We start from the raw sequence: 23,930 nt of genomic DNA on the forward strand, positions 1-23,930 counted from the left end.
ACCTACTTCACAAAATTTATTAAGGATTCATAGCCTGCAGCTTTCATTTCTTCTAATGGGATAAAATCAATTGAAGCACTATTAATACAGTACCTCAAACCGCCTAATTCTTCAGGCCCATCTTCAAACACATGACCTAAATGTGAATCGCCTGCACGGCTTCTAACCTCGATTCTACTCATATTATAACTTAAATCTTCATTATATGTTACAACTTCCTTAGCGATGGGGCGAGAAAAAGATGGCCAGCCACAGCCAGAATCAAACTTATCTTTTGAACTAAAGAGAGGTTCACCCGTAGCTACATCGACATAAATTCCCGCTGCTTCATTATCCCAATATTCGTTAGAAAAAGAAGACTCTGTATCATTTTTTTGCGTTACTTTATATTGTATGGCTGTTAATTTATCTTTGAGCTCTTGATCACTTGGCTTTGGATATAGAGCCGGATCAATTAAAGGTTCATTAGCCTTATTCAAATCAATATGACAATAGCCATTGGGGTTTTTCTCTAAATAATCTTGATGATATTCTTCAGCTGGATAGAAATCTTTCAATTCTTCTACTTCTACTTGAATGGTTTTACGATATTTGGCCTGTTCTTTATCTAAGCGAGCTTGAATGATCGCTTGATCAGTAGTTTCAGTAAAATAAATACCTGTGCGGTATTGAACACCGCGATCATTTCCTTGACGGTTCTTACTCGTTGGATCAACTACTTTTAGATAATAATCTAACAGTCCATCTAAAGAAATGCGCTCCGGATCATAGGTCACCTCAACCGTTTCGGCATGGCCCGATCCTTTAATCACTTCTTCATAACTTACTTCCCTCTTGTTTCCATTCGCATAGCCACTGATTACATCTGCAACACCGTAGACTCTTTCCATATAGGCTTCAACACCCCAGAAACAGCCACCGGCTAAATAAATTTTTTTCAAATCAGCAGAAGAATAATCGATGTCTTTGTTAGGGTTCACTTTGCTTTTAGCTTTCTCTTGATCCAATATGGCGTCAATTTTAGCTAATTTACTGTCATTCACTTTATTGTTAGAACTCACTTGTGAACAAGCGACTAAAAATAGGGCAAACGCCAATAAAACGAATATCTTTTTCATCTTAATTCTCCTTTGCTAAGGCTTCAAACAATTGAGTTAATGTTTCTTTGCGAATTTCACCTGGAATAATCTTTACTGGCACCCCTTGACTATCAATCAAGGCATTAGTTGGCATTGAACGTACTCCATAATTAGCAAAGGTCTGGCCCTCTTCATCTAAAAGTACTTTCATATTATTGTATTCTAGCGAATTAAACCACTCCATAAAATCTTCTTTGTTTTTCTCCCCGTTATAACCAGGAGAAACAATCGTTACAACTTCAAAGTCATTTTCTTGACCAGCTAAAGTATTTAAATCTTCTAAGCCAGCTAAACAAACCGGACACCAGGATGCCCAAAACTTGACATAAACTGGCTTGCCTTTTTGTTCTGCTAAAGAATAATCTTTTCCCTTTAAATCTTTTAAGGTGAAATCATAAGCACTTTCTCTTTTTGAAGATATGCTTGAATCCTCTGAAACTTTATTTGTCTTTTTAAGCTCTTGGGCTGAATTGTTCGATTCGCCATCTGTAGTCTCTTGGTTGGAAGCTAAGGCACAACCACTTGCGATTGAAGCGACAGCTAGTAATAATATAAATTTTTTCATTTCATTTCCTCCTAATTGAATAAGTTATTAAAATAAGCGACTAAGTTGGGAAGTTGATTGGTCATTAGGACGATTCCCATTATCATTACCAAGAAGCCACCTGTTCGTTTGATGGTTACCAGATGTTTTTTGAAAAAGCTAACACGGTCTAACATATAAGTGGATAGAATCGCCATAATCAAAAAGGGAATCATTAGCCCTAATGAGTAAATTAACATCAAGAAGGCTCCGTAAAATTGAGTGTCTCCGCTGGCGGAAGTGACTAAAACAGCTCCTAATATTGGTCCTACACAAGGTGTCCAGCCAAGACTAAAGGAAACACCCATCAGATAGGTTCCTAAGGCTTTTTTCTGTTTTACATTCACTTGTATTCCACGCATACGATCCAGTTTTTTAAAGTGGATGATATCCATTTGGTGGACACCCAGTAAAAAAACTAAAAAGCCTGCAAAGATTAAAATGGAAGAATTATTTAGGGCTTGGCCTAACCATCCTGCGCCAAAACCTAAAATAATAAAACTGGTTGAAAGTCCTAATACGAAGGACATGGTTTTAATAATGCCTCCCTTATTGATTTCGAACTTGCCAATTTTTAATTTTTGATATTCTCCTGCTTCATCCGTCATAAAACCAATATAGACTGGAATTAAGGGGAAGGTACAGGGTGCAAAAAATGACAATAATCCGGCAACAAACACGGAACTGAGTAAAATGTTTTCTCCTATCATAATGTTTTCCTTTCAAAAATGTATTTTTTCTTTATAGCTTAATTATAGAAGTAAGACGAAAGGATTATAATCGAAGATCGTTTTAAAAAACTTTAATTTGATTGTATTATTTATTATTTAATACAATTTATACTTTTCATATAAAAAAGAGCTATTCCAATTCCTTATTGAAGAAAATTGGAACAGCTCTTAATTTCATTGGTTTAAAATCTTATTTATTGAGTTTTGTTAATAAAGCTACCGTCTCCACATGTGTTCCATTTTCCAAACCTATTAATGTATCTTCCTCAATGATTGGAAGCTTAAAAGTAATAGATTTTAACCATTGTCCATTTGGTTGCTTATCTTGATATATTTCAATCTCTTCAATAAGAACTTCCATAAGTTTTCTTCGTTCTTCATCATTCATAAGATCATACAATTTATCAAAATAAATCAATATCTTATATATATTATCCCCTGTTAATTTTTCAGCTTCAATATTTCTTCTTTTCGCTTTTAAATCTATAAGACTTCTCTCTATCACTTCAATTTTGTCATATGCTTTATATAATCTATTTTCGAAATCCTCTTTGATCCGACTATAATACTTATCCTCAACATCTAAGTTATCTAAATCTTCTAAGATTTTTGATTTTAACAAGTTACTTTTTCTCAGCTCGTTTTCGTAATTTTCTATCTCATTATCTATATTACTTGTATCAACCTTCATGTTAATTTTTTCTTGCATTAGACGAGCAAATTTTGGGTTACTTACCAACTTGGTAATCACTTCAGCTACTGCCCCATCTAATATTTCTTTTCGAATTTGTTTATTGAAGGTACATTTATGACCACGAACTTTTTTTCTATGCTTACATCCATAATAAAAAAAGTCTTTATACTTTGATCCATCTTTTTTATACTTAACGCTTTTATTGCCTAATAAGCCAACACCACAAATAGGACACTTGATTAAGCCAGATAGCAAATGAGTGGTTGTTCCTCTTGGCTTATGTAAATATTCATATTTCTTAGCTTGGCTTGCGACCTTAATCTGAGCTGCTTCCCATACTTCATTACTGATAATTGCCTCGTGAATACCATCAGCTACTAAATAATCATCTTGTTCTACCAATTGATATTCATTACGTGTCCCATGCTTCTTTTCTGTTCTTCGTCTACCATAAGCAATTTTGCCATTATAGATAGGATTTTTTAGAATACGAGTGATTAGACTTGCACTAAAGAGTGGATTCTTTCCATTTTGTCTGGGAATCTTCTTTATGCCCTGGTTGTCTAAATATCTCGCTATGCTGTTTGCTCCCATAGTGGTATTGACATACTTATCAAATATAACACGGATAGCATAAGCCTCTTCTTCGTTTATCTGTAGCTCACCATCAACAAGCTGATATCCATATGGAGCAAACCCACCATTCCATTTGCCTTCTCTTGCCTTTTGCAATCTACCTTCCATAGATTGAGCTCTTATATTTTCCCTTTCAATTTCAGCAACAGCAGAAAGAATAGAAATCATGAGCTTGCCAGCATCTTTTGATGAATCAATTCCATCTTCAACACAAATTAAATTTACACCAAAGTCTTGCATGACCTGTAAAGTTGATAGAACGTCAGCTGCATTTCTTGCAAATCTAGACAGCTTATAAACTAGGACAAAGGAAACGCAATCTTTACCAGACTTAATATCTTGCATCATTTGTGTGAAAGCAACACGCCCTTCAATAGATTTTCCTGATTTGCCAGCATCTTCATACTCACCGACTATCTCATAGTCATTAAAGTCAGCATATGCTTTCATCTTAGCTTTTTGAGCCTCTAAAGAATATCCATCTATTTGCAAGGTGGTTGAAACTCTCGTGTAAATATAAACTTTTTTCTTCTCTTTTCTCATACAAAACCCTCGCTTTCTTAAAATAGTTTGGACATTTATCTCACGACTATTATATCATTTAAATCCTTTTTCCTGCGATAGTTTTGTAAAATTTATATCTTTTATTTCATCTTCATTATCAGAAGTAATTGGAATAGGATTAGGCAAATTATTAACATCCAAATCTTCAGCATATTTTCCAATTAAATCCGCTAATAAGTTAGCTAATCCATTCCATTGATACTCCAATCTCTCACCTCCTTTCTTGTTTGCGAATTATTTAGTTTTATGACATAAACGAGTGCAATGGAATTGCTACATAGGCATCTCACCTCTGCCCCTGTTCTAGATGGGCCAGCGTCAACTGTAGAAGTATCATTATCACCACTTAATTCATCGCTTAAGGTTTCCACGCCTTAATTAAACTCATTTATTTATCGCTTGCTTCCTTCTATCCTTAGAATTTTCTAGTATTCATTTAAACCGATTACTAAGCAGGAAGGTCTAGGCGTATCTAAGCTCATGCTCCTTAAATGGATAACGTCTCGTTGTGGTCTATTCAGTTGTCAAAGATCAAATAGAGTAAATGTCCCTCTACTTTATAAAGTGAAAAAATGACCCTATTGGACCGCTTTTCTCGAAGATTGACACTCTTTTGAGACTACATTGAGACTTTTAAGCTTGTTATTTCGTTCTAAAAATAGAATGTGACATTCTTACTACCTTCTTGATAATAAAAAAGCGACTAGAATTTTTTACTTTTCTAGTCGCTCTTAGTTGTCTATTAATTTTTTTGCTTTTGCTATCTTGTCTTTTCGTTTTTCTTTTCGTCTGTCCTTACCATCTACTTTTAAGGGTACTCCCATTTCTAGTATTCTTGAATAAATTCTTGCCAGCATTAGGTTTTCTTGTTCCCTCTCCAGTTCTCTATAATCTATATTGGTTGTGATAATGGTCGGTTTACTTTTCTGATACCTTGCATTTATCACATTATAGACTTGTTCTAGAGCATACTCTGTATCTCTTTCTATGCCAAAATCATCAAGAACTAGTAGGGTCTTACTTGCTAGGCTATTTATATATTCATTTCTATCAAGGTTAAATCCACCCTTTTGTAAATCATTTAGTATTTGAGAAAAATTCATAACCTTACATTCATAAAGGTGTTTTTCAATGATATCATTAACTATGGAACAAGTAAGATAGGTTTTTCCACTTCCCACTCCCCCATAGATGATTAAACCGATATTATCCTTTTTCATTTCTTCAAATTTCTCTACATAGTTTCTCGCCTTTCTGATTAGGTCTTTATCTATGACTTCATCAGAGTTTCTAAAGGTATACTGACTTTGACTTCTTTCTACAAAACATCTTCTTTTAATTTCTTCCACCTTTAAGGCTCTTTGTCTTTCTTTTTCAAGTTTTTCTCTTTCCCTATCACATTTACAGGCTCTTCTAAATATCATCTTTTTATTTATAAAGTCTATTACTTCTCCATCTACTTGTTCATTACAAGACTTACAGTAAACATGCCCCTCTTTTTCATAATCCCTATCAAGATTGTACTTAAAATTAACTCCTTTGATTTTTATGGTGTTATTATTTTTATCTGTCATTTTCTCCTCCTAAAAAAATAAGGGGGTAACAATTCGTTACTCCCTTTGTGGTAATAAAAAAGCGACTAGAATTTTTTACTTTTCTAATCGCCTTGTACTTCTTATTGATTTTCATTTCTTAAATTGTGTAAGCTAATTTAAAGGCTTTTTTTATTCTTCCCTATAGAATTAATCATCTTTTCTATTAACTCATCTAAAAATCCCTGTCCACCCTCTTATATGCTAGGACTATCATCATAGTTAGATGTAGTTTTTCTTTTATCTGATTTATTTATAAGTTTATTCTTATCTTCTTCATACCAGTTAAGGATTGTTACATAGTGGTTTTTATAGTCTTTACCACTACTTTCCATATACCTTGATAATTTATCTACCATGATTTTAGTGTGGTCTTTTAACTCTTCCTCTAGTTTTTTATATTCTTCTCCTGATAACTTAACATTTTTAAATTGACCATAAAAGGGGGTGGAGGACATTTGGTCTTTTTCTATCCCCTCTATTCTCTTATCTCTATACTCTGGTGGACAATTGTCCGTTAAAGCTATTAGTTTCTTTTTGTTTTCAAGCCTTGCTCTTCTCTTTCTTTCCCCCTCTGTTGATGATTTCCCTATAAATAATTCTATATCTGCCATATATAAAATGTTATCAGGTAATTGGTCTATTAATTCGAGTTCTAAAAATATATTAATTGCTCTTTCTATTGTTCCTGTTTGGTGACGAGTTATAGTAGCAATCATTTCTGTTGTATAAGGTATATTATCTCTAAATATTAACTTTCCATTGTTTTTAAGGCTCATTAGATATAGTTTTAGTAGAATGTTTGAATACATAACTCCGTCTTTCATGCTTTCAAGTAAAATTATAGTTTCACTTGTAAAAAAATCTTCCTTTAGTTTTAGATAGTAGTATTTTTTATTATCGCTCATTTCTCCTCCTTAAATTCATAAGGACTGAACAATTTATTCAGTCCTCTATTTCCTAATTATTTTTTTATGTTGTTCCTATTTAGGACTTCATCTTTTATTTTCTAAACGGTGCTTATCTTTCTTCATTTTTTTGGTATTTCTCCCTTGCTTTCTGTCTGTATCCATCATCTTTTTCTTGTTGTTTTTCAAATTTTTTTATCTGTTCAATGATACTTGGCTTTTCTCCCCTCTTTACTGACTTGTCTATTTCAATGGATAGGTCAATGCCATAATCATCATTAACTATTTTTACTGCATACTTAATGTGATTAATCTTTGAAAAATCATCTTTAATATTTTCTTTTGTTTGATTTAATCTTTCAATTTCTATCTCTAAATCATTAACTTGCTTTTTCCACTCTTTAGGTTTTATGGCTGATGAACCTGTTTGCTTTTCTAAATAGGTTCTCACTCTTTTATATTTATCTATTTTTGCTTGATTTTGCTTGTAGTAGCTATCTTTAAATACCTTTTTATTATCCCATGTCTGATATACTCCCTTTGTGTTTTTAATAATATCAGCATAGACTAAGCACTTATTCAGCTTGTCTATTTCTTCTGTCTTATCCTTTATTTCCTTTGATACTTTTCTATTTTTAGCCTGTAAGCTATCTATTTTCCCTTGTAAATCTGCTATGGTTTCTAAATTGTTATCGTGAAGATATACTCTCGCACTAGCAAATCGTTTAAGGTCGGCTAAACCTTTCTTTTCTCTCCAATAACTATTTAGGTATTTTCTTTTATCCACTTGAATATCATGGTAAATTGAGATGTATTCATAGAGATTAAAGAGTTCTGCCTTGTTCTCTAACTCATCTTTTTTATCTTGTTTATATTCATCATACTTTGATTGAAGTTTTCCGATTAAACTTCCTAACCATGAATTGATTTCAGATAATCTATTCTTAATTTCCTTGACTAAGCTGTTATGTTTTTTAATCTCTCGGTTGATATTCCCTTTTTCTGTTTCTATGCCTTGTATTTCTAAGGCAGAAGCACTTGCTCCCATATGAATGGTGGGTATTTCATCTCGTCCTTGTCTTTCATAGGAACGATGGTCTACTCTTTTTTGAAGATTATTTTCTTCAAGATACTTATTACATAAATCTGCAAAGTTTGCCCTCCACTTTTCAGCATTGCCCCGATTATTCCAATCAGTGAGTTCTATTTTTCTTGTTTTTTGTTTACCACTTTTTGTAAGGACTGGCTCCCCTTTTTCATCAAAGACATATTCTTTTTTGCTTTTCTGCCCCCATGATCCATCTTCATTTAGTGGTCTGACTGTTGTCATAATATGAGCGTGAATATTCTGATTTCCCTCATCACTTTCATCATGAATAGCAAGGTCTGCTATCATTCCTTGTGATACAAAATTACTTTCAATAAATTCTGCTATAAGTTTTTTATTTTCTTCAATACTTAATTCTTTGGGTAAGGCTATAATAAAACTTCTCGCCAGTTGAGCATTGATTGCTTTTTCATTTAGTTCCACACTATTCCATAAAGTTGCCCTGTCTTTAAATTCTTCTTTTGCATTTTCAGGTAAAAATATTTCCTTGTAGATTAAGTCTTTTTTGTTATGGTAGTCATGGGTTACTCCGTCCCATTCATTGGTTATTTTCTCTCTTGATATATAGGCTGAACTAGAAACTGCTGACTTCCCCTTTCCTCTACTTACCATAGAAATATTAAAATGAAAACTCTCTGCCATCTTCTAACTTCCTTTCTTGTTTTTGGTGTCGGTCTTAATAAATTTTTTTGAACCTCCAATTAGTGAATGAGCGTTTTGAAATGATAAAATAAAAAAAGCCGACGATACTAAACTTACTTTCTTATTTCAGTATGTCGGCTTAATGATTACCATTCATTTCAAATTTTTATTGTCAAGGGCGAGCGGTAGCGAGTTTATTTTACCCTTGACTATAAAAAAGCAAATGGATATTTTTATGAAATTGTATTTTAGAAAAATTTGATAAAGGCTTTAGCCTTTTATTGCTCCCTGCAAGGGCCAAGCACCGCAGGTCGCAAGGACACCCTTTAGGGTGTATAATTGCGCCCTTAGAAAATCTAAGGGATTGATTATGTTATTTTCTCTTTCAAAACTTCTTCCTTTTTCCTATCAATCCATATTCAGAAAAACTTTATCTAATATTTCAATAATTTCATCATTGCTTTTTTCTTCTGCTTTCTCAATATAGCTTTCTAAGATTGCCCCTCTTTCTATTAGTCTTTTTGTCCTTTTCTTCCTTTCTCTCTGACTAATCTGTCTTTTGATTTTCTTCTCTTGGTTCTTTAATTGCTCAAGTTCAAATTCACATTTTTCTTTTTCTTCTAATAAATTTTCTATCTCATATTTTACTTGATTTAATCTTTTTGTATTTTTCATTTCTTCATCTCCTCTTAAAATTAGACATAAAAAAAGCGACTAGAGTTTTATTTCTAATCGCTTTCTCTGCTACTGTAAATATGAATTAAGAACTTTACTTATTTCACTATTTAAGTCAATTTGATTTTTTTCTAAGTTTTTAATTTCTTTTTCTAGTTTAATAACTTTTCCCATTTCTTCATTTTGTTTCTTTATGTTTGGAACATTTATAGTTATACTTTTAACTCTATCTATTGATGCTCTATGACTTCTTGAAAACCCTACTGATTTTCCAGCTTTTTCTAAAACATAAGTCATATATCTAGGATTTATTTTACTATCATCAATAGTCATATATCCACAATGATCAGTTGGATAAAATTCATATCCTTTTTCAAAAATATTTACCATCCAATCTCCATCTATCCCCCACACAATATAGTCAGTTTCAAAACTTTCAATTAATGCTTTATCTATATTACCCATAGGTTCAAATACATTGGCACTGTATACTGGTATACCTTTTTCTGTTAATTCACTTTGTAGAACTCTCTTTCCAATAGACAGGCTGAACACGTTGGTATCACTTAGTTTGTACCCCCCCCCATCATTTTTTATGACTTCAAGATCTTCAAATATTTTCTGAATTTGAGATTGATAATCTTCTATTTTCATACGAGTAGTTTCATATTTTTCTTCTATTTTTTCACATTCTGATATTATTTCTTTTTGTACTTCTATAGGTGGTACTGGGATTTTTATATTTTCAAAATCTGATGAAATATTTTTTATATTCCCACCTAATGCAATACTTTTTATTTGTTGATCAATTTTATTTGATGATAAAACCAAAAATAAATATTTAGGGAGTATTTCTTCTATCGATCCTAATCTTATTATTCCCATAAATCCACCAGCATATTTTTTAAGGTTTTCATATATAAATGCCATTTTTCCAATATGTTTCAAGCTCCCACTAGAAAAACAGATGAAAATATCATTTTTTAACAGTTGTTTTTCTGCAGGTAATTCGTAGTCATCTTCAATATAAATTTCTTTTTTTATATCTAAAATATTATGCAACGTTATATTATCAGCAGTTAAAACAATATTACTAGTAATATTTAAACTTTCTTTATTCTTAGGATATGTTACTCCTCTAATTATACTCAATTCATTTATCTCTTTTATTTTCTTTACAGTATATTTACTTTTAATCTTTATGACTTCTCTTTTAATCAGGCTTATACCCTTATCAAACTTTTCCCTTTCAAAGTCAAGCATATTCCTTGTTTGAATAATATTTATAAATTCCTCTAGAGAATCATCAATATCTACTATGTTATTATTAAATGCATTTCTAATAATAGGAGCTATATGTTTATCACTGTTTCTATCTTTAGGGTCATATAATCTCCCTCCTAGATTTCTAATTCGTATTCCCTCACTCCCCTTACGATTAGACCATTGATAGCCTAAAAAATCATACTGTCCTGTTGCCGTTGTCGGAGATTTTACTACCACTGTTTCCTGCTCTCTTACAAGAGCAAAATAGAATATTTTTTCTTTTTCAACTTCCTTAATATTGCTATAAAAAATATTGTTTACATTTTCTTTTTGTTCTGATTCTGATTGATTTTTAAATGAACTACGACCTTGTAAATTTCTTAATTCTGTAGAGCTTTTAAAGTCATCTACATACATTTTAAAATAATTATTTTCCAATAAATCAGTATAATCTCTAGCTTCTTCTATAAATTCAAGATATAAATTCTTTTCTACCCCTATATGCTCAAGATAATCTTCTAATATTTCGTTGTCCATCCATTCAGCTGTTTTCTCATTGTTGAAAACAGCCTGGACTGTATCTTCTATGATTTTAAAATATTTTGGTGGCTCGTTATATTTTTGTAAAAATAAAATGACCGTGTTTGTATTTGTAGCAGCAAAAGTTTTATCTGCAAATTGAGAAATAGCTTTTATCTTGAAGTTTTTTAAAATCTCATCTCTTGCACCTACATAACTGTTTGATGTATTGCTCAAAATAGGAGATGGGAGTATAACAGCAGCTATACCATTAGGTTTTAAAAGCTGAGATATCCTTTCAACGAATAAAACCTCAATTTCACTACCCTCATTTGATATAGATTCTGTTAGTTCAAAATCATTTTCTTTTAAATTTAAATGTGACTTAAATGCCCTTACAGAATAGGGAGGATTAGCAACTAAGATATCAAAGCTGTTATTTTCAATTCCTTTGCTTTTATGATTATCTAAACCATCTCCAAAAATGATATTTCCACTACCTGCACCATTCATAAAAAGAGAGATTTTAGAAACTCTTGCTAATCTATAATCTTTTTCTATACCATAGATATTTTCAGCTATCCAATTATTATTGGTATTTTCTTTTATCTGATTGATTAGGTCAATCCCCTCTGTTAAAAAGTGACCACTTCCACCTGCAAAATCATATAGCGATATCAACATTTATAGATGCTGATTTTTTGTTAATTTAGGTGGATTGTTAACCATACAAACTAAAAATATCATACAGAATCACGTTTCTTTTAAACATTAGTTTTATTCTTATTATCCCATTCATTTTTTAGTATTACGGTTAAAATTGCCTCTTCTTCAGTTTCATACCTAGTCTTAAAGGTATGCTCTAAGAGGTAAGTAAAACCTAATTTTTCATTTACTCGCTTTGATTGATTATTCTTCTTAAAGAATCCACAAAAAACTGCATCTAATCCGATATCCTCAAAACAATATTTCAAAACCGCTAAACCGGCTTCTGGCATGTATCCCTTCCCCCAAAAATCTTTACTTAGAACATATCCAATTTCTCTACATTTTAAATTTTTGAATTCTTGGCCAGCTAGTCTTTCATCGTACTTATCTATACCAAAAGAACCGATAACTTTTCCAGATATTTTGTCTTGTATTGCAAAAGTCTTTTTATCACTCATGAACATATCTAAAATTTTCTCAGACTCTTCAATTGATTGATGATGAATCCATCCTGCCATCTCACCAACACCAGGAACCTTTGCATACTCATAAAAATCATTTAGATCCTTTTTCTCAAAGGGTCTTAAAATAAGAGATTTGGTTTCTAACCTTACCCCTGTAATATCAATATCTTGATTCATACTTACTCCTTTTATCCTTCAACTTTCCAAAATCATATATTTTCACAATTGGGGAATTTAGAAGTGTTTTATTTTTGTAAAGGGTTTGAAGCCCTGTCCCTATCGTTACTATTTGCCGTTGTCATAATTATGACACGAAAACCACAAGCGTAATCTATTATTTTAGGATAGCCATCTTCCTTTGAAAGACTTTTTAAGTTATTTATTGGCAAGCTTTCCCAAATAAATCTTGTAATTGGAATAGGTGTAAAGAACTGTCCCTCATTTTGCTTAAAGCCTTGATTTAATAGTTGTTCAAACAAATCTCCTAAAAATTGATGTTTAGATGAGTATACAATCCTGTAATGTTCAAATAGTTTAACCACTTCTACTAGAATTTTACCATTTTGTCTAAAAAGCTCCTCATTGTGTACATCTTTAAAAGCAAAATCACTATTAGAATAGAATTTTAACTTTCTAAATGTTTCTTTTAAATCTTCTATAGCATTTTTCCTATTCTGTCCTTTGTAGGTTGAAAATAAATTTAAAGGATATTCTGATGATACATAAAATATTTCTTCTTTCATAAATTTATCCATCCCCTCTTTATAAAGCCTTTGAAGTCTATCTAAGAGGGTCTCATAAGTATCTGTTCCGAATTTATATTGAAAGTCAACTATATCATCTTCTTCTTTATTTATTTCATCTACAAGTTTACAAATAAACAGTGCCGTTAATTTATTAAAAGCATTTTCCTTATCTGATACATTATTGTGCCTTAATATCTCTTCAAATTTATTTACAATTTTATCTCTTGGATTAAACTCTTTTAAGTCTTTTTTTCTAAGTGGTTTTTCTCCAATGTTATAGGCAATTGTATCCTCAGAAAAAATTAAGTCTCCATATGTTTTCTGATCATAGGTTTCTACCCATGTTTCAAAAGTCTTTTCTTTAGAATTTGCATTTTCATATAGGTCTATACTTTTGTCTTTTTTTGCTTTTTCTAAGATATCTTCTGTATCAAATACTGGAATTGTCTTTATTTGATGGTTTAGCTTTCCATCTTTAAAGCTTGAAGCATATAGCATTAGCCATTTTGTAGATTTTTCTTGTTGTAAATATGAAAATAGTTGTCCACCATCTGATTTTAATGTTTTAAGCTCTTTATCAAATTCATCTCCATAGGTTTTGCACTCAATTATAAAGAGCATATCATTGCCAGTAGCGTTCATAACACATATGTCAGCACGACCACTTTTTTGTAAATGACCTAATGACCATCTTTTTTCAATTTCTATGTGTGACGGTTTATATCCTTTTTCTAATAGCCTATGAATACATTCTAAAACGACAAAATTCTCATTGCTAGAAAAATTTGTAGTCTGCCTTTCATTTACTATCATCCCCTTTTCCGTAGGATAAATTATTTTTTCATTTGAAAAGTCTACAAGAATATCACAGTTAGTTTCTTCAAAATGATAAGAATAGTTACCGTCAACTTCTTCATAACCTAAAAAAATTAATAATTCTTTCAGGTTGTCTTTAGTTATCATTTTTTTCTTCCTCCTTGAATTCAATTACTTCATTAGGAGAAAGTTTCATCTTCCTACATATCTGTTCTAAGTTTCTCATGGATATGTAGTCATTTTTCCCTAACTTTGCTAATAAATTTCCTGAAATACCTACATATTCTTGAAATTCAACTTTTCCCATTTCTCTTTTGGCTAGTTCTATCCATAAAGGTCTATAAGATACTCCTATTTTATCTCTCCTTATATCTGATTTAATATATATTCATTTTAATTATTATTTTAGACACTATGCCTAGTATATCATTTATCTTGCCCTTTTGAAATACTAGCTTGTCTTTCTAATATCCTTACATTAAATCATTTTAAAATACTCTAAAGCTTCCCTTATCGCTTCTTCCTTCTCAGGTGGACAATTAGGGACTATAGGATTTTCTTTCTTTGAGACGTTATAGTTTTTACCAACTTCAAGTCCGCATTTTTTCTTTACTTGTGATATATATAGATTAGATACTTTCATGTTGTGTTTCTTTAATACATAATTTTTAATTTCTTCATAGGTAGCCTTACTTTCAGAAGCCGTTACATCTAACTCATCCATATCTAATTTTACTTTAATATGTTGGTTGATATCTAGTTTGGACAATAACGCCACCGTCTCCACATGATTAGTGAATGGGAAAAGATCAACCGGTTGAATACTTTTGACTTGATAGCCCGCTTGAGCAAGTAGTTGACAATCACGCGCTTGGGTAGCTGGATTACAAGAAACATAGACAATCTTAGGTGGATCTTGTTCCACTAAGCTTTCAATAAACTGAGGATCCAATCCCTTGCGCGGTGGATCCACTGTCACCACATCAAAACGAATGGCTTCTTGATTCCATCTTGCTAGCCAATCTTCTGCTAAACCCGCTTCAAAATGCACATTATCTATCTGATTGATTTCGGCATTTTTCTCAGCCATTTCGACGGCTTCAACCACTACTTCCATGGCATAGACCGCTTGAGCATGTTTGGCAAGCGCTAAGGATAAGGTGCCTATGCCACAATAAGCGTCCAATACAGTCTCACTGCCATCTAGTTCTGCTGCTGCAATAGCCAGCTGATATAAACGCTCAGCTTGAGGAGTATTAATTTGATAGAAAGATTGTGGTGATATTCGGAAAGTCATCTCTAACATCTGATCTTCAAAATACTCTTTTCCCCATAAACAATAAGTCTCTTTTCCCATAATAACATTTGTTTTGGCGGGATTAATATTTTGAATAATTGATACCAGCTGAGGAATTTTTTTAATCATCTCTTGCATTAATTCTTCAAGTTGAGGAATTTTTTTAGCTTTAGAAACTAAAATGACCATTAATTGACCACTATAATGGCCTTTTCTTACAATTAAATGACGCATGCAGCCTTTGTGAGCTTGCTCATCATAAGCCGGAATGTGGTACTTTCTTAAAAGGTCCCGAACCATTAGAATCGCTTGATCAATAGCGGGATCTTGAATATGGTAGTCTTCAACTGGAATGAGGTCGTGACTATTTTTTCGAAAGAATCCCGTTTCTAACTTACTTTTAACCATCCGAACTGGAATTTGAGCCTTATTACGGTATCCCCATGGATCATCCATACCCATAGTCGGTTGAATGGTCAAATCTTTAAAATGCCCAATACGTTCAAAAGCATCTCTCACAACCTTTTCTTTAAATGCTAACTGTGCCTCGTAAGACAAATGTTGTAAGGTCATCGTTCCCGTTTGACGCCCGATATCATCGGTTATGGCTACTCGGTCAGGACTTTTATTTACTACTTTTTCTAACTTTCCAAAGCCATATTTTTTTCCGATTTTTATGACTTTAAATTCAATGTCTTCTTGTGGTAAGGCTCCTTCAATAAAGAATGGAAAGCCCTCAATTTTAGCGACACCCAACCCTTCATGAGTTAAATCTTCTACTCTTGCTTGTAAGAGTTGGTTTTTTTCAAAATTATTTGCCATGTATTGCTCCTCTGTTATTTACCTTAGGTTTTGGTTAAAAAGTTTGGGTCTTGAAGTGAAAGGACTAAATAGAGGATTAACTCTCTTTTAACTTAGCAATTTCTAACTCCAATTGTTTTATTTTTTGCTTAAATTGACTTCGTCTCTGCATCAGACTTTGTCGCATTTTCTCGCCTAATTCATCATTTAGAACGTAATCGCGAATGAGATAGGGAAAATCAGATCGTCTTAAGGCCAATTGATTCCTCTTTTCATATAAAGAGACTAACAAGGCATTCCTCACATCGACTAGTTGGCTTAATTTTAATGGAGACGCTTGAGCATAATCTTCATTTAAATGATCTAAAATCAATTGAAGAATCTCTTTATTATCTCTTTTATAGGCAGTCAAGGCTTTTTGATAAAGTACCTCTTGGTGTTTTGTTTGTAAAGGATATAGAAGAGGGTGGACATTAGAAACTATTTGACGGTACATTCCCCGCATCAAGCGCGCCTCTTCTTCTGTTAAAGTATCTTCGTAGATAGAGTGTTCTGCTGATTGTATCTTTTCTTCCGTTTCAATAATTAACTGCTGATAAACAGATAAATCTTTTTCTAACTGTTGCAGTTTTAGCTTTTGATTCTTTTCCTTATAAAGACGTATTATTCTATACTTTCTTTCTAAGAAGACAGCTTGAAAATGAGCTTTTAATAAATTGAGCCATTCTTTCCCAAAATTTAAATAAAAGTGCTTTTCTAAATAAAAACAATCCTTATAAATTAATTCATCATACTCAAATACAGCTTGCGATAAATCCACTTGCAACCTCTCAATTTCTTTTTCAAGTAACGAGCGTCCAGGCAGTAAGAAAATTTGACCAAAATGTCCTGTCATTAAAAAGCCCCCTCTCAAAGTCGCTTTGCCCATCTATTGGATTATACATCAAATCATTGGTAAAGACTAAATTGCTTTAACAAGACTTAGTAAAACTTGTTAAAATAGGGCCTGTTCGATAAAATAAGTATTACATTCATTAAAAATAAGTTTTTTAAGATTTTTAAAAGAGAAAGTAGGTAAGTAGATGCGCGTTTTACTTTATTCAGGCAATCTCGAGCAAATCAAACGCTCAGGCTTAGGCAAAGCCATTCATCATCAGCAAAAAGCATTGGAATATATGGGAATCGATTATACCATGAATCCCAAGGACTCTTTTGACCTATTACATATTAATACCTACTTCCCTAAATCCTATCTTTTAGCAGCCAAATGTCGCCGCAAGAATATTCCAGTCATTTATCATGCCCACTCGACTAAAGAGGACTTTGAGAACTCCTTCCGTTTCTCAAATTTTCTAGCACCTAGTTTTAAACAATGGCTGCTAACTTGTTACCGTTTGGGTGATATTCTCATCACCCCTACTCCATATTCTAAGAGCCTGCTTGAAAATTACGGTCTCGATCAACCGATTTATTCTGTTTCTAACGGGATAGACCTATCTAGATTTCAACCTCTAGACACTGAGAAACTTAAGAAAGTTTTCCGTCAAAAGTACGACTATCAGCCTGATGATTTTGTTGTAATGGGGATTGGACTATACTTAAAACGCAAAGGGATTCTTGACTTTGTTGAATTAGCCAAACGGATGCCTCACATTCAATTTATTTGGTTTGGCTATCTTGACTTGCGCTATGTACCGGATGAAATAAAAAAGGCTGTCTCTACGAAATTACCTAACTTAAAATTTGCTGGTTATGTACCTAATGAAGATATACGGGCCGGTTTGTTAGCGAGCAATCTTTATATTTTCCCGACTTTTGAAGAAACTGAAGGTATTCCTGCAATTGAAGCTTGCGCCATGAAAACAGATTTTATTGTGCGTGATATCCCTGTATTTGATGGTTGGCTGGAAGACGGTGTGAATGTTCATAAAGCTATAGACCTTAAAGCCTTTCAAGAAAAAATTCAACTAGCCTATGAAGGCAAACTCCCTTCATTAGTAGAAAAAGCCTATGAAATTGCCATCGAACGCGACCTTCCTCAAATTGGTCGACAGCTATTTTCAATTTATCAAGAAGCTCTGAAAATGAAGGTATAATAATAAACCCCACCGTTGATTAAACCATTGGTGGGGAATTTTTGTCTATATTTTCAAATTTGATTAAAAACTTATCCAGTTGATCTTTATCTCTTGCTTTTTGCGCTTGAGAAATATTAGAAGGATTAAGATAGAAACGAAAAACTTCTTGATCCTCAGCATTTTTAATTTGAATAGCCTCGCCTTCATCAGGATTATCCTTTATACGAGAAACCTGAGGATATTTTGCTCGCCAATATTCAATGGCTTCTTCGGCTACTGCTTGTCTTAAAACTTTATACATTTCTGCTTGATGAGCCGGAATTAAGAAAGCGTCAATTTGAGCCATCTCGTCCATTCTGTTCTTGATGTTTTTCTTTTGCGTTCTCTTTACCATTTAATCAACCTACTATTCTTTAATTGTACGGTATTTTTCTAAAAAGTCTAATTCAAATGATTGTATATAATCTTCTAGCACACAAATAACTGATTGGTCATTATTATTTCCGATTTTATAGCGACATTGCATAGCCAAGTCTTTATCGGCATTATCCATTGCTATACTGTAGTGGACTTGAGCCATCATGCTTTCATCATTCAAAGAATCACCAAAGGCCATCGATTCCTCAGCTTTAATATTGTATTTGTTTTGTAAATAAAGCAAGGCGCTGCCTTTACCACCCTCTTTATTATATACATCTACCCATCCATCTCCTGAAGTAACTGCAGTAACTTCTTGATAACGCTCGTTGATTATACGAGCTAAGACTTTGTTGCGGTCAAGTGTATCTTGTGTCGCAATCGCAATTTTTGTTACAACAGAATCTTCAGGCAGTTCAGAAAATTGAGGAATGTAGTTTACATCTTTAGCGTAGCGTGAAATGAAATCAAATAATGGACCCTTAGTGTCTCTAAAATAAGCCGCATCGCCTAATCCTAAAACGGGAGAATAGGCTTGAAATTCATCTAAAAAGTCGATAATTTGGGTAAAACCTTCATATGGAATGCCAATCTTCTTTAAGGTCTGATCATTCTTGACAATGTAATTACCATTATCACAAGCAAAATATAAGTCCGGCCAGACAGACTCTTCAAAGTAATCTGCAATTTTCTGATAAGAATTACCAGTAGCAATTGCCACGATCACTCCTGCTTCTCTTAACCGTTTCAGAACGCGGTTAAAGCGATCCCGATCATAAGTCTTGTCAGTCCTGAGGAGTGTTTCATCAAGGTCAATAGTGATGAGTTTTAATGTCATAGAAATTAATGCTCCTTTTTAATTATTGCTAGAATAAAGTGTTAAACATTTATCATATTGCATCCCTACTGATTATAACATTTTTTTAAGAATCATCATCCTTTATTAATCGCTAAAGTCTACTTTTTGAACATACCAGATATCGAACGTGTGATAACTCGGCCTATCTCGCGACCAACCTGACTCATCATATTTTTAGTAAAGCGGTCAAAATTTGAATCCGTCCGTCTTGAAGCTGTTTTGCCTGACTTCTTAAGCTGTTTAGCTAATTCTGCTTCCAGCTCTTTAATGCGTTGGTTGGTTGAGAGGTCCTCTGCTTTGCCATCAATCGATTCAATCATTTCTTCTTGTGTTTCTTGCATAGCTTGATTTAATTGTTCGTGAGCAGACTCACGATTAATTGTTTCACTATATTTATCTAAGAGTTGTGAGTGGTTAATCGTCTTCAAAATAGTTTGAGGGTCAACAAGGCCCAACTTACTCATCGGAGGATAAATCATAACTCGTTCAGCAACATTTGGTGTGCCTTTTGAATCTAGAGTAGAAACAACAGCCTCTCCGGTGGCTAACGCTTGGAGCACTTTTTCCAAATCAACAGCTGAAGATTCTGCTTGTCGGAAAGTTTGGCTCACTGCTTTGACCACTTTAAGTTCCTTTGGTGTAAATGCTCTTAAGCCATGTTGAATTCGATTGCCTAATTGTGAAGACACACTGTCTGGAAGGTCCATAGGGTTTTGAGTGACAAAAAAGATGCCTACCCCCTTGGAGCGAATTAAGCGAACCATCAATTCTATCTTTTCAACCAGCACCTTCGGAGTTCCATCAAACAAAACATGGGCTTCATCAAAAAAGAAAACCATTTTAGGTTTAGCTAAATCGCCCACTTCCGGAAGACTGTCAAAGAGCTCTCCTAGGAGTGCTAACAAGACCATGGCATAAAGTGTGGGAGTTTGATAGAGCTTGCTGGCATTCAAAATGTTTATAATGCCTTTTCCTGATTCATCTACCCTTAATAAATCTTCAATCTCTAGACTAGGCTCAGCAAAAAAAGCATCAGCTCCTTGCTGTTCTAAAACTACAATACTGCGCAAAATAACACCAATGGATGCTTTGGAAATATTCCCATAACTACCGCTTAATTCTTTGGCATGTTCGCCTACGAAATTTAGCATTGCTCTTAAATCTGTTAAGTCAATCAATAAAAGCCCTTTTTCGTCTGCTACCGAAAAAACCACATTCAAAATACTAGTTTGTGTCTCATTTAAACCTAATAGGTTGGCTAATAAAATGGGTCCCATTTCTGAAACAGTAACTCTCAGTGGCAGCCCTGATTGCCCATGGGCATCCCACAGTTCGATAGGAAAAGCTTGATTATCATAATTTTCATAGTGAGTGGCTTGTAATCTTTCAATAAATGCTTGAGAACTACCCATCTCAGCCAAAGATATCAAATCGCCTTTAATATCTGATAAAAACACAGGTATGCCAGCTAAACTTAGCTGTTCAGCTATAACTTTTAAGGTAACCGTTTTACCCGTTCCGGTCGCTCCCGCTATAAGACCATGTCGATTTAACTTGTCTAAGCTTAATCCAACCGCTTGTGAGCCGTATCCAAACATAAGTTGTGTATCCATGTTAAGCCTCCTCTACTATTCACACTCTCAATTTTAGCATACTCTTATTTACTCATCACCCAATTATCTAACATTTATTAGATTTGTTAGACACAAAAAACAACCCCTAAAAATATTAGGGATTGTTTTCAAAAATCTATTTGTCTTTAAATTGATTTCTTTTTCTTAGAGCAATCAGTAGTGCTCCCCCAACTACTAAAATGCCTGCGACTAAGTAAATCACTTTTGAAGTTGTTTCACCAGCTGTTGGTAAATTGCCTTTTTCAGCTTCTTTACGATCGGTTGACTTTTTAACAACAACTGCTTTCCCATCCTCTTGAGTTTGAGTGGTTGTTGATTGATCAGTTTTGGCGTCTTTGTATACTAAGGCTACAATACCAAGGCCTTTGCTTTCAACAGTGGCTGTTTCTCGGTTAAGGCGTACTTTTAATCCTTCAACTTGTTGGCCCATAACTTTCATGGCTAAAAGTTGACTATTAATTGGACGGGTAGGAAGTTTGATTATTGTTGGATTTTCCAATTTTATTTCACTACCGTTTTGATTAAAAGCTTTGATTTCATAAGCTACAAAATCTTTACCTTTCAATTCAGAAGGGAGATTAGCGGCATTTAAATCAACTTTTTGAATAAGAACCTTCTCCACATTTTTAGCGTCTGCCTTGGTTAAGAGGACTTGTCCTCCATTTTCTAAGTCCTTAAAGACCATTTCAGGAACGGTCGCTTCTTCGGTAACAGTCGTTTCCTCAACAGTTGTGGTAGTTGACTCTTGTGTAGTTGATGCTAGTGTCGTAGTTGTTGGCTCTATTGATGTAATCACTTCTTCAGTTGTGGTTGTCGGCTCTGGCGTAGTTGAAGGCTCATCAGTCGTAACATTTTCTTCCAACTGATAAGCTAGTTCAACTTTTTGGTTTGCAACCACTTCAATCGTTTCTGGAGAGAATTGATCTGCACGGTAAACTTCAGGAATAGAAACAAACTGGACTTCATAACTGCCTACAGGCACTTCTTCAATTAAAGCTATTCCATTCTTGTTAGTTTCAACAGTCAACTCGCCAATTTGCATTTGCACATTTGCAACAGCTTGACCTTGACTATTGCTGACAGCTATTGAAACTTGACCCACCTCAGCTTCTTTTTGAATAGTCACAGCTTGTAACTCTGGCGCTTCATTTTCTACAGCTACATCTATTAGATTGCCTTGGGCTACATATCCTTCAGGGGTTTGACTGACTTGGTATTGGTAGTTACCTAGAGCAAGATCACTAGCTGAGGCTAGTCCTTGACTATCAGTCGTTATTTCCTGTTCTTGGCCATCTTCAGTATTGATTAAGCGTATGCTCACACCTTCTACCGCTTCAGCCTTTTGATCTTGAACTTTAATCGTCAAAACCGCTTTGGGATCCTGTGTCGTCGTAGTTGGCTCTTCTGTAGTAGGTTCAGCAGTTGTAGTCGGTTCCATTGTTGTAGTCGGCTCTTCTATTTCAAATGTTAAATCAGTAGGCTGATTAACTGAAACTTCAACCCTTTGAACATTGGACTCTAAATCAGCATTTCCTGAAGTCGTCACCAAGGTAACATCGTAATCACCCACTGGCAATGAATCAATAAAGATAGAGCCATTGTCATCAGTCGTATAAACTTGGTCTAACACTTGAACTTCAGCTTGGGGAATTGCTTGACCTTGAGTATCGGTAACTAAGATATTCAGTTGACCAACTTGGTCTAACTTGGTAATACCAATTACTTGACGATTTTCTTCATTAGCAGAAACTTGTGTTTCTAATAATGTTCCTTGAGCTGAATGTGTTTCCGGTGTTTCGATTACTTGATATTGGTAATTGCCAGTGGGAATATCAGAAGCTTGAGCGACACCTAATTGGTCGGATACTAATTCTTGTTTAAATTGAGGATCATCCCGTTTGGTCAATTCAATCTTAACTCCTTCAACCGGTGCTTCCTCTTGATCATATACTTCGATTTGTAAATCAGCTTTAGCTTCTACAGTTGTTTGAGAAGTTGTTGAATCTTCGATAACACCTGACAATATCAAAGGAAAGTCGTAAGTTTGACCTGAGTAAATCTCAACATTTTCTTCAATTTCATATCCTGACATTGCTTCTGGTAATCGACCAAAATTCATTACATAGTTACCAGTAGGAACTTCTTGAAATTGAGCGATCCCTTGTTCATCGGTTAAAACTTCCTGCCCATTGATCACTATTCCTACATTCGGAACGACATTACCCACACTGTCCTTAAGAATTACATTAACGTTTCCTAATTCGTCAGCAACTTCTGTTTGACTGTTTTCTTCACTATTATCAGCTTCTTGACTACTGTCTGCAGTTGGTGATTCAATCTTTGGTACTTGAGGGTTTTGAACTTGATCACCGACTAAATAAATGTTAAAAATCGGAGGTGTTTCTAAATAATTGCCGTCAATTGTAAAGGCATAATCATATACTATCGTTTGATCGGCCAACTCAACAATTTCTCCTGAATCCTCAGCAATTTCATCAGCCTTCTCTTGTTTTTCTTGAACGATTTGAACTTGATAAGGTCGAACTGATTGTCCTCCCCTTTGAAACTTCCCGTCATCATATAAACGGAAGATATATTCACCAGCAGTCAATTCAATTGGTTGCTGTTCAGTATTGTCACTACGATAAGAATAAACAACCTCTTGACTTGCTATATCAATAATATCATAGGAAATCTCTTTTTGAGCTTGGGGGACATTCTCATCTACTTGTAAAAAAATATTAAAAGTAGGCTCTACAAAATTTTCTTGTGCTTGCGTTTCAACTTGAGCTAAAACTTCTTGGGTTTGAAATATTGGTACTGCCAATAGGTTGCTCACTAGAACAAATGATAAAATATTTTTTCTCTTAAACATCTTGATAACCTCCTTAAATACTATGTTTCGTCTACAATTATACTTTACCATAAATCAAGAGCCAACGACCTTAGAATGCTTAATTATCAAAATTTATAAAGGTTTTTACTAAATTTCATCAATCTTTCTTCAAATTTGACAACTACTCCTGATTTAAAACTTTGACTATCTTTACAAA

The 23,930-nt window shown here is 33.7% G+C and carries 20 protein-coding genes; 1 reads left to right on the forward strand and 19 read right to left on the reverse strand.

The window, feature by feature from the left end; genetic code table 11:
• Window positions 1–2: 2 nt before the first annotated feature.
• From msrB to ACQV2X_RS02355, 15 genes are all read right to left on the reverse strand, one after another.
• A complete protein-coding gene (gene msrB, locus ACQV2X_RS02285; protein WP_428894202.1) occupies window positions 3–1,118 on the reverse strand; it encodes a peptide-methionine (R)-S-oxide reductase MsrB in 1,116 nt (371 codons plus the stop codon).
• Window position 1,119: 1 nt separating this feature from the next.
• Window positions 1,120–1,704: a TlpA family protein disulfide reductase gene (locus ACQV2X_RS02290; protein ID WP_428875018.1), complete on the reverse strand. Its 585-nt coding sequence runs from the start codon at window positions 1,702–1,704 to the stop codon at window positions 1,120–1,122.
• Window positions 1,705–1,715: 11 nt separating this feature from the next.
• Window positions 1,716–2,432: a cytochrome c biogenesis CcdA family protein gene (locus ACQV2X_RS02295; protein ID WP_428873480.1), complete on the reverse strand. Its 717-nt coding sequence runs from the start codon at window positions 2,430–2,432 to the stop codon at window positions 1,716–1,718.
• Between the two features lie 211 nt (window positions 2,433–2,643).
• Window positions 2,644–4,326, reverse strand: coding sequence for a recombinase family protein (locus ACQV2X_RS02300; RefSeq protein ID WP_428873478.1), 1,683 nt, complete (start codon window positions 4,324–4,326; stop codon window positions 2,644–2,646).
• Window positions 4,327–4,380: 54 nt separating this feature from the next.
• On the reverse strand, window positions 4,381–4,554 hold the full coding sequence (locus tag ACQV2X_RS02305; RefSeq protein WP_428873476.1) for a hypothetical protein: 174 nt from the start codon (window positions 4,552–4,554) through the stop codon (window positions 4,381–4,383).
• 524 nt (window positions 4,555–5,078) lie between these two features.
• Window positions 5,079–5,921: an ATP-binding protein gene (locus ACQV2X_RS02310; RefSeq protein ID WP_428884997.1), complete on the reverse strand. Its 843-nt coding sequence runs from the start codon at window positions 5,919–5,921 to the stop codon at window positions 5,079–5,081.
• Window positions 5,922–6,136: 215 nt separating this feature from the next.
• Entirely contained in the window at window positions 6,137–6,847 is a 711-nt protein-coding gene (locus tag ACQV2X_RS02315) for a phage replisome organizer N-terminal domain-containing protein (protein ID WP_428894203.1), read from the reverse strand.
• Between the two features lie 112 nt (window positions 6,848–6,959).
• Window positions 6,960–8,597 carry a MobQ family relaxase gene (gene mobQ, locus ACQV2X_RS02320; RefSeq protein ID WP_428873471.1) on the reverse strand — a complete coding sequence of 546 codons (1,638 nt, stop codon included), beginning with the start codon at window positions 8,595–8,597 and terminating at the stop codon, window positions 6,960–6,962.
• Window positions 8,598–9,005: 408 nt separating this feature from the next.
• Window positions 9,006–9,272, reverse strand: coding sequence for a DUF3847 domain-containing protein (locus ACQV2X_RS02325; RefSeq protein WP_428873470.1), 267 nt, complete (start codon window positions 9,270–9,272; stop codon window positions 9,006–9,008).
• A gap of 69 nt (window positions 9,273–9,341) precedes the next feature.
• Complete coding sequence (locus tag ACQV2X_RS02330) at window positions 9,342–11,741, reverse strand: N-6 DNA methylase (protein ID WP_428894204.1); 2,400 nt, start codon at window positions 11,739–11,741, stop codon at window positions 9,342–9,344.
• A gap of 80 nt (window positions 11,742–11,821) precedes the next feature.
• Window positions 11,822–12,406, reverse strand: coding sequence for a GNAT family N-acetyltransferase (locus tag ACQV2X_RS02335; protein ID WP_428873467.1), 585 nt, complete (start codon window positions 12,404–12,406; stop codon window positions 11,822–11,824).
• A gap of 68 nt (window positions 12,407–12,474) precedes the next feature.
• Complete coding sequence (locus ACQV2X_RS02340) at window positions 12,475–13,938, reverse strand: N-6 DNA methylase (RefSeq protein ID WP_428873466.1); 1,464 nt, start codon at window positions 13,936–13,938, stop codon at window positions 12,475–12,477.
• Entirely contained in the window at window positions 13,928–14,179 is a 252-nt protein-coding gene (locus ACQV2X_RS02345) for a helix-turn-helix domain-containing protein (protein ID WP_428894211.1), read from the reverse strand. Before ACQV2X_RS02345 ends, ACQV2X_RS02340 begins: the two co-directional genes overlap by 11 nt.
• 90 nt (window positions 14,180–14,269) lie before the next feature.
• Window positions 14,270–15,910 (reverse strand): 23S rRNA (uracil(1939)-C(5))-methyltransferase RlmD, encoded by a 1,641-nt coding sequence (rlmD, locus tag ACQV2X_RS02350; protein WP_428894205.1) that lies wholly within the window; start codon window positions 15,908–15,910, stop codon window positions 14,270–14,272.
• A gap of 76 nt (window positions 15,911–15,986) precedes the next feature.
• Window positions 15,987–16,784 (reverse strand): hypothetical protein, encoded by a 798-nt coding sequence (locus tag ACQV2X_RS02355; protein ID WP_428873461.1) that lies wholly within the window; start codon window positions 16,782–16,784, stop codon window positions 15,987–15,989.
• A 187-nt stretch (window positions 16,785–16,971) separates the two neighbouring features.
• Between ACQV2X_RS02355 and ACQV2X_RS02360 the strand changes: the two genes are divergently transcribed.
• On the forward strand, window positions 16,972–17,985 hold the full coding sequence (locus tag ACQV2X_RS02360) for a glycosyltransferase (RefSeq protein WP_428875015.1): 1,014 nt from the start codon (window positions 16,972–16,974) through the stop codon (window positions 17,983–17,985).
• Window positions 17,986–18,004: 19 nt separating this feature from the next.
• Here ACQV2X_RS02360 and ACQV2X_RS02365 read toward each other — a convergent pair whose 3' ends face one another.
• From ACQV2X_RS02365 to ACQV2X_RS02380, 4 genes are all read right to left on the reverse strand, one after another.
• Window positions 18,005–18,361, reverse strand: a complete 357-nt coding sequence (locus tag ACQV2X_RS02365; RefSeq protein ID WP_428873458.1) for a hypothetical protein — start codon at window positions 18,359–18,361, stop codon at window positions 18,005–18,007.
• A gap of 12 nt (window positions 18,362–18,373) precedes the next feature.
• On the reverse strand, window positions 18,374–19,222 hold the full coding sequence (locus ACQV2X_RS02370; RefSeq protein ID WP_428875014.1) for an HAD-IIB family hydrolase: 849 nt from the start codon (window positions 19,220–19,222) through the stop codon (window positions 18,374–18,376).
• A 119-nt stretch (window positions 19,223–19,341) separates the two neighbouring features.
• Complete coding sequence (locus ACQV2X_RS02375; protein WP_428873456.1) at window positions 19,342–20,856, reverse strand: helicase HerA-like domain-containing protein; 1,515 nt, start codon at window positions 20,854–20,856, stop codon at window positions 19,342–19,344.
• A 136-nt stretch (window positions 20,857–20,992) separates the two neighbouring features.
• Window positions 20,993–23,752 carry a SpaA isopeptide-forming pilin-related protein gene (locus ACQV2X_RS02380; protein WP_428875013.1) on the reverse strand — a complete coding sequence of 920 codons (2,760 nt, stop codon included), beginning with the start codon at window positions 23,750–23,752 and terminating at the stop codon, window positions 20,993–20,995.
• Window positions 23,753–23,930: the final 178 nt, after the last annotated feature.

The sequence above is a fragment of the Facklamia sp. P12945 genome (assembly GCF_050409485.1).
Lineage (GTDB): Bacteria > Bacillota > Bacilli > Lactobacillales > Aerococcaceae > Facklamia.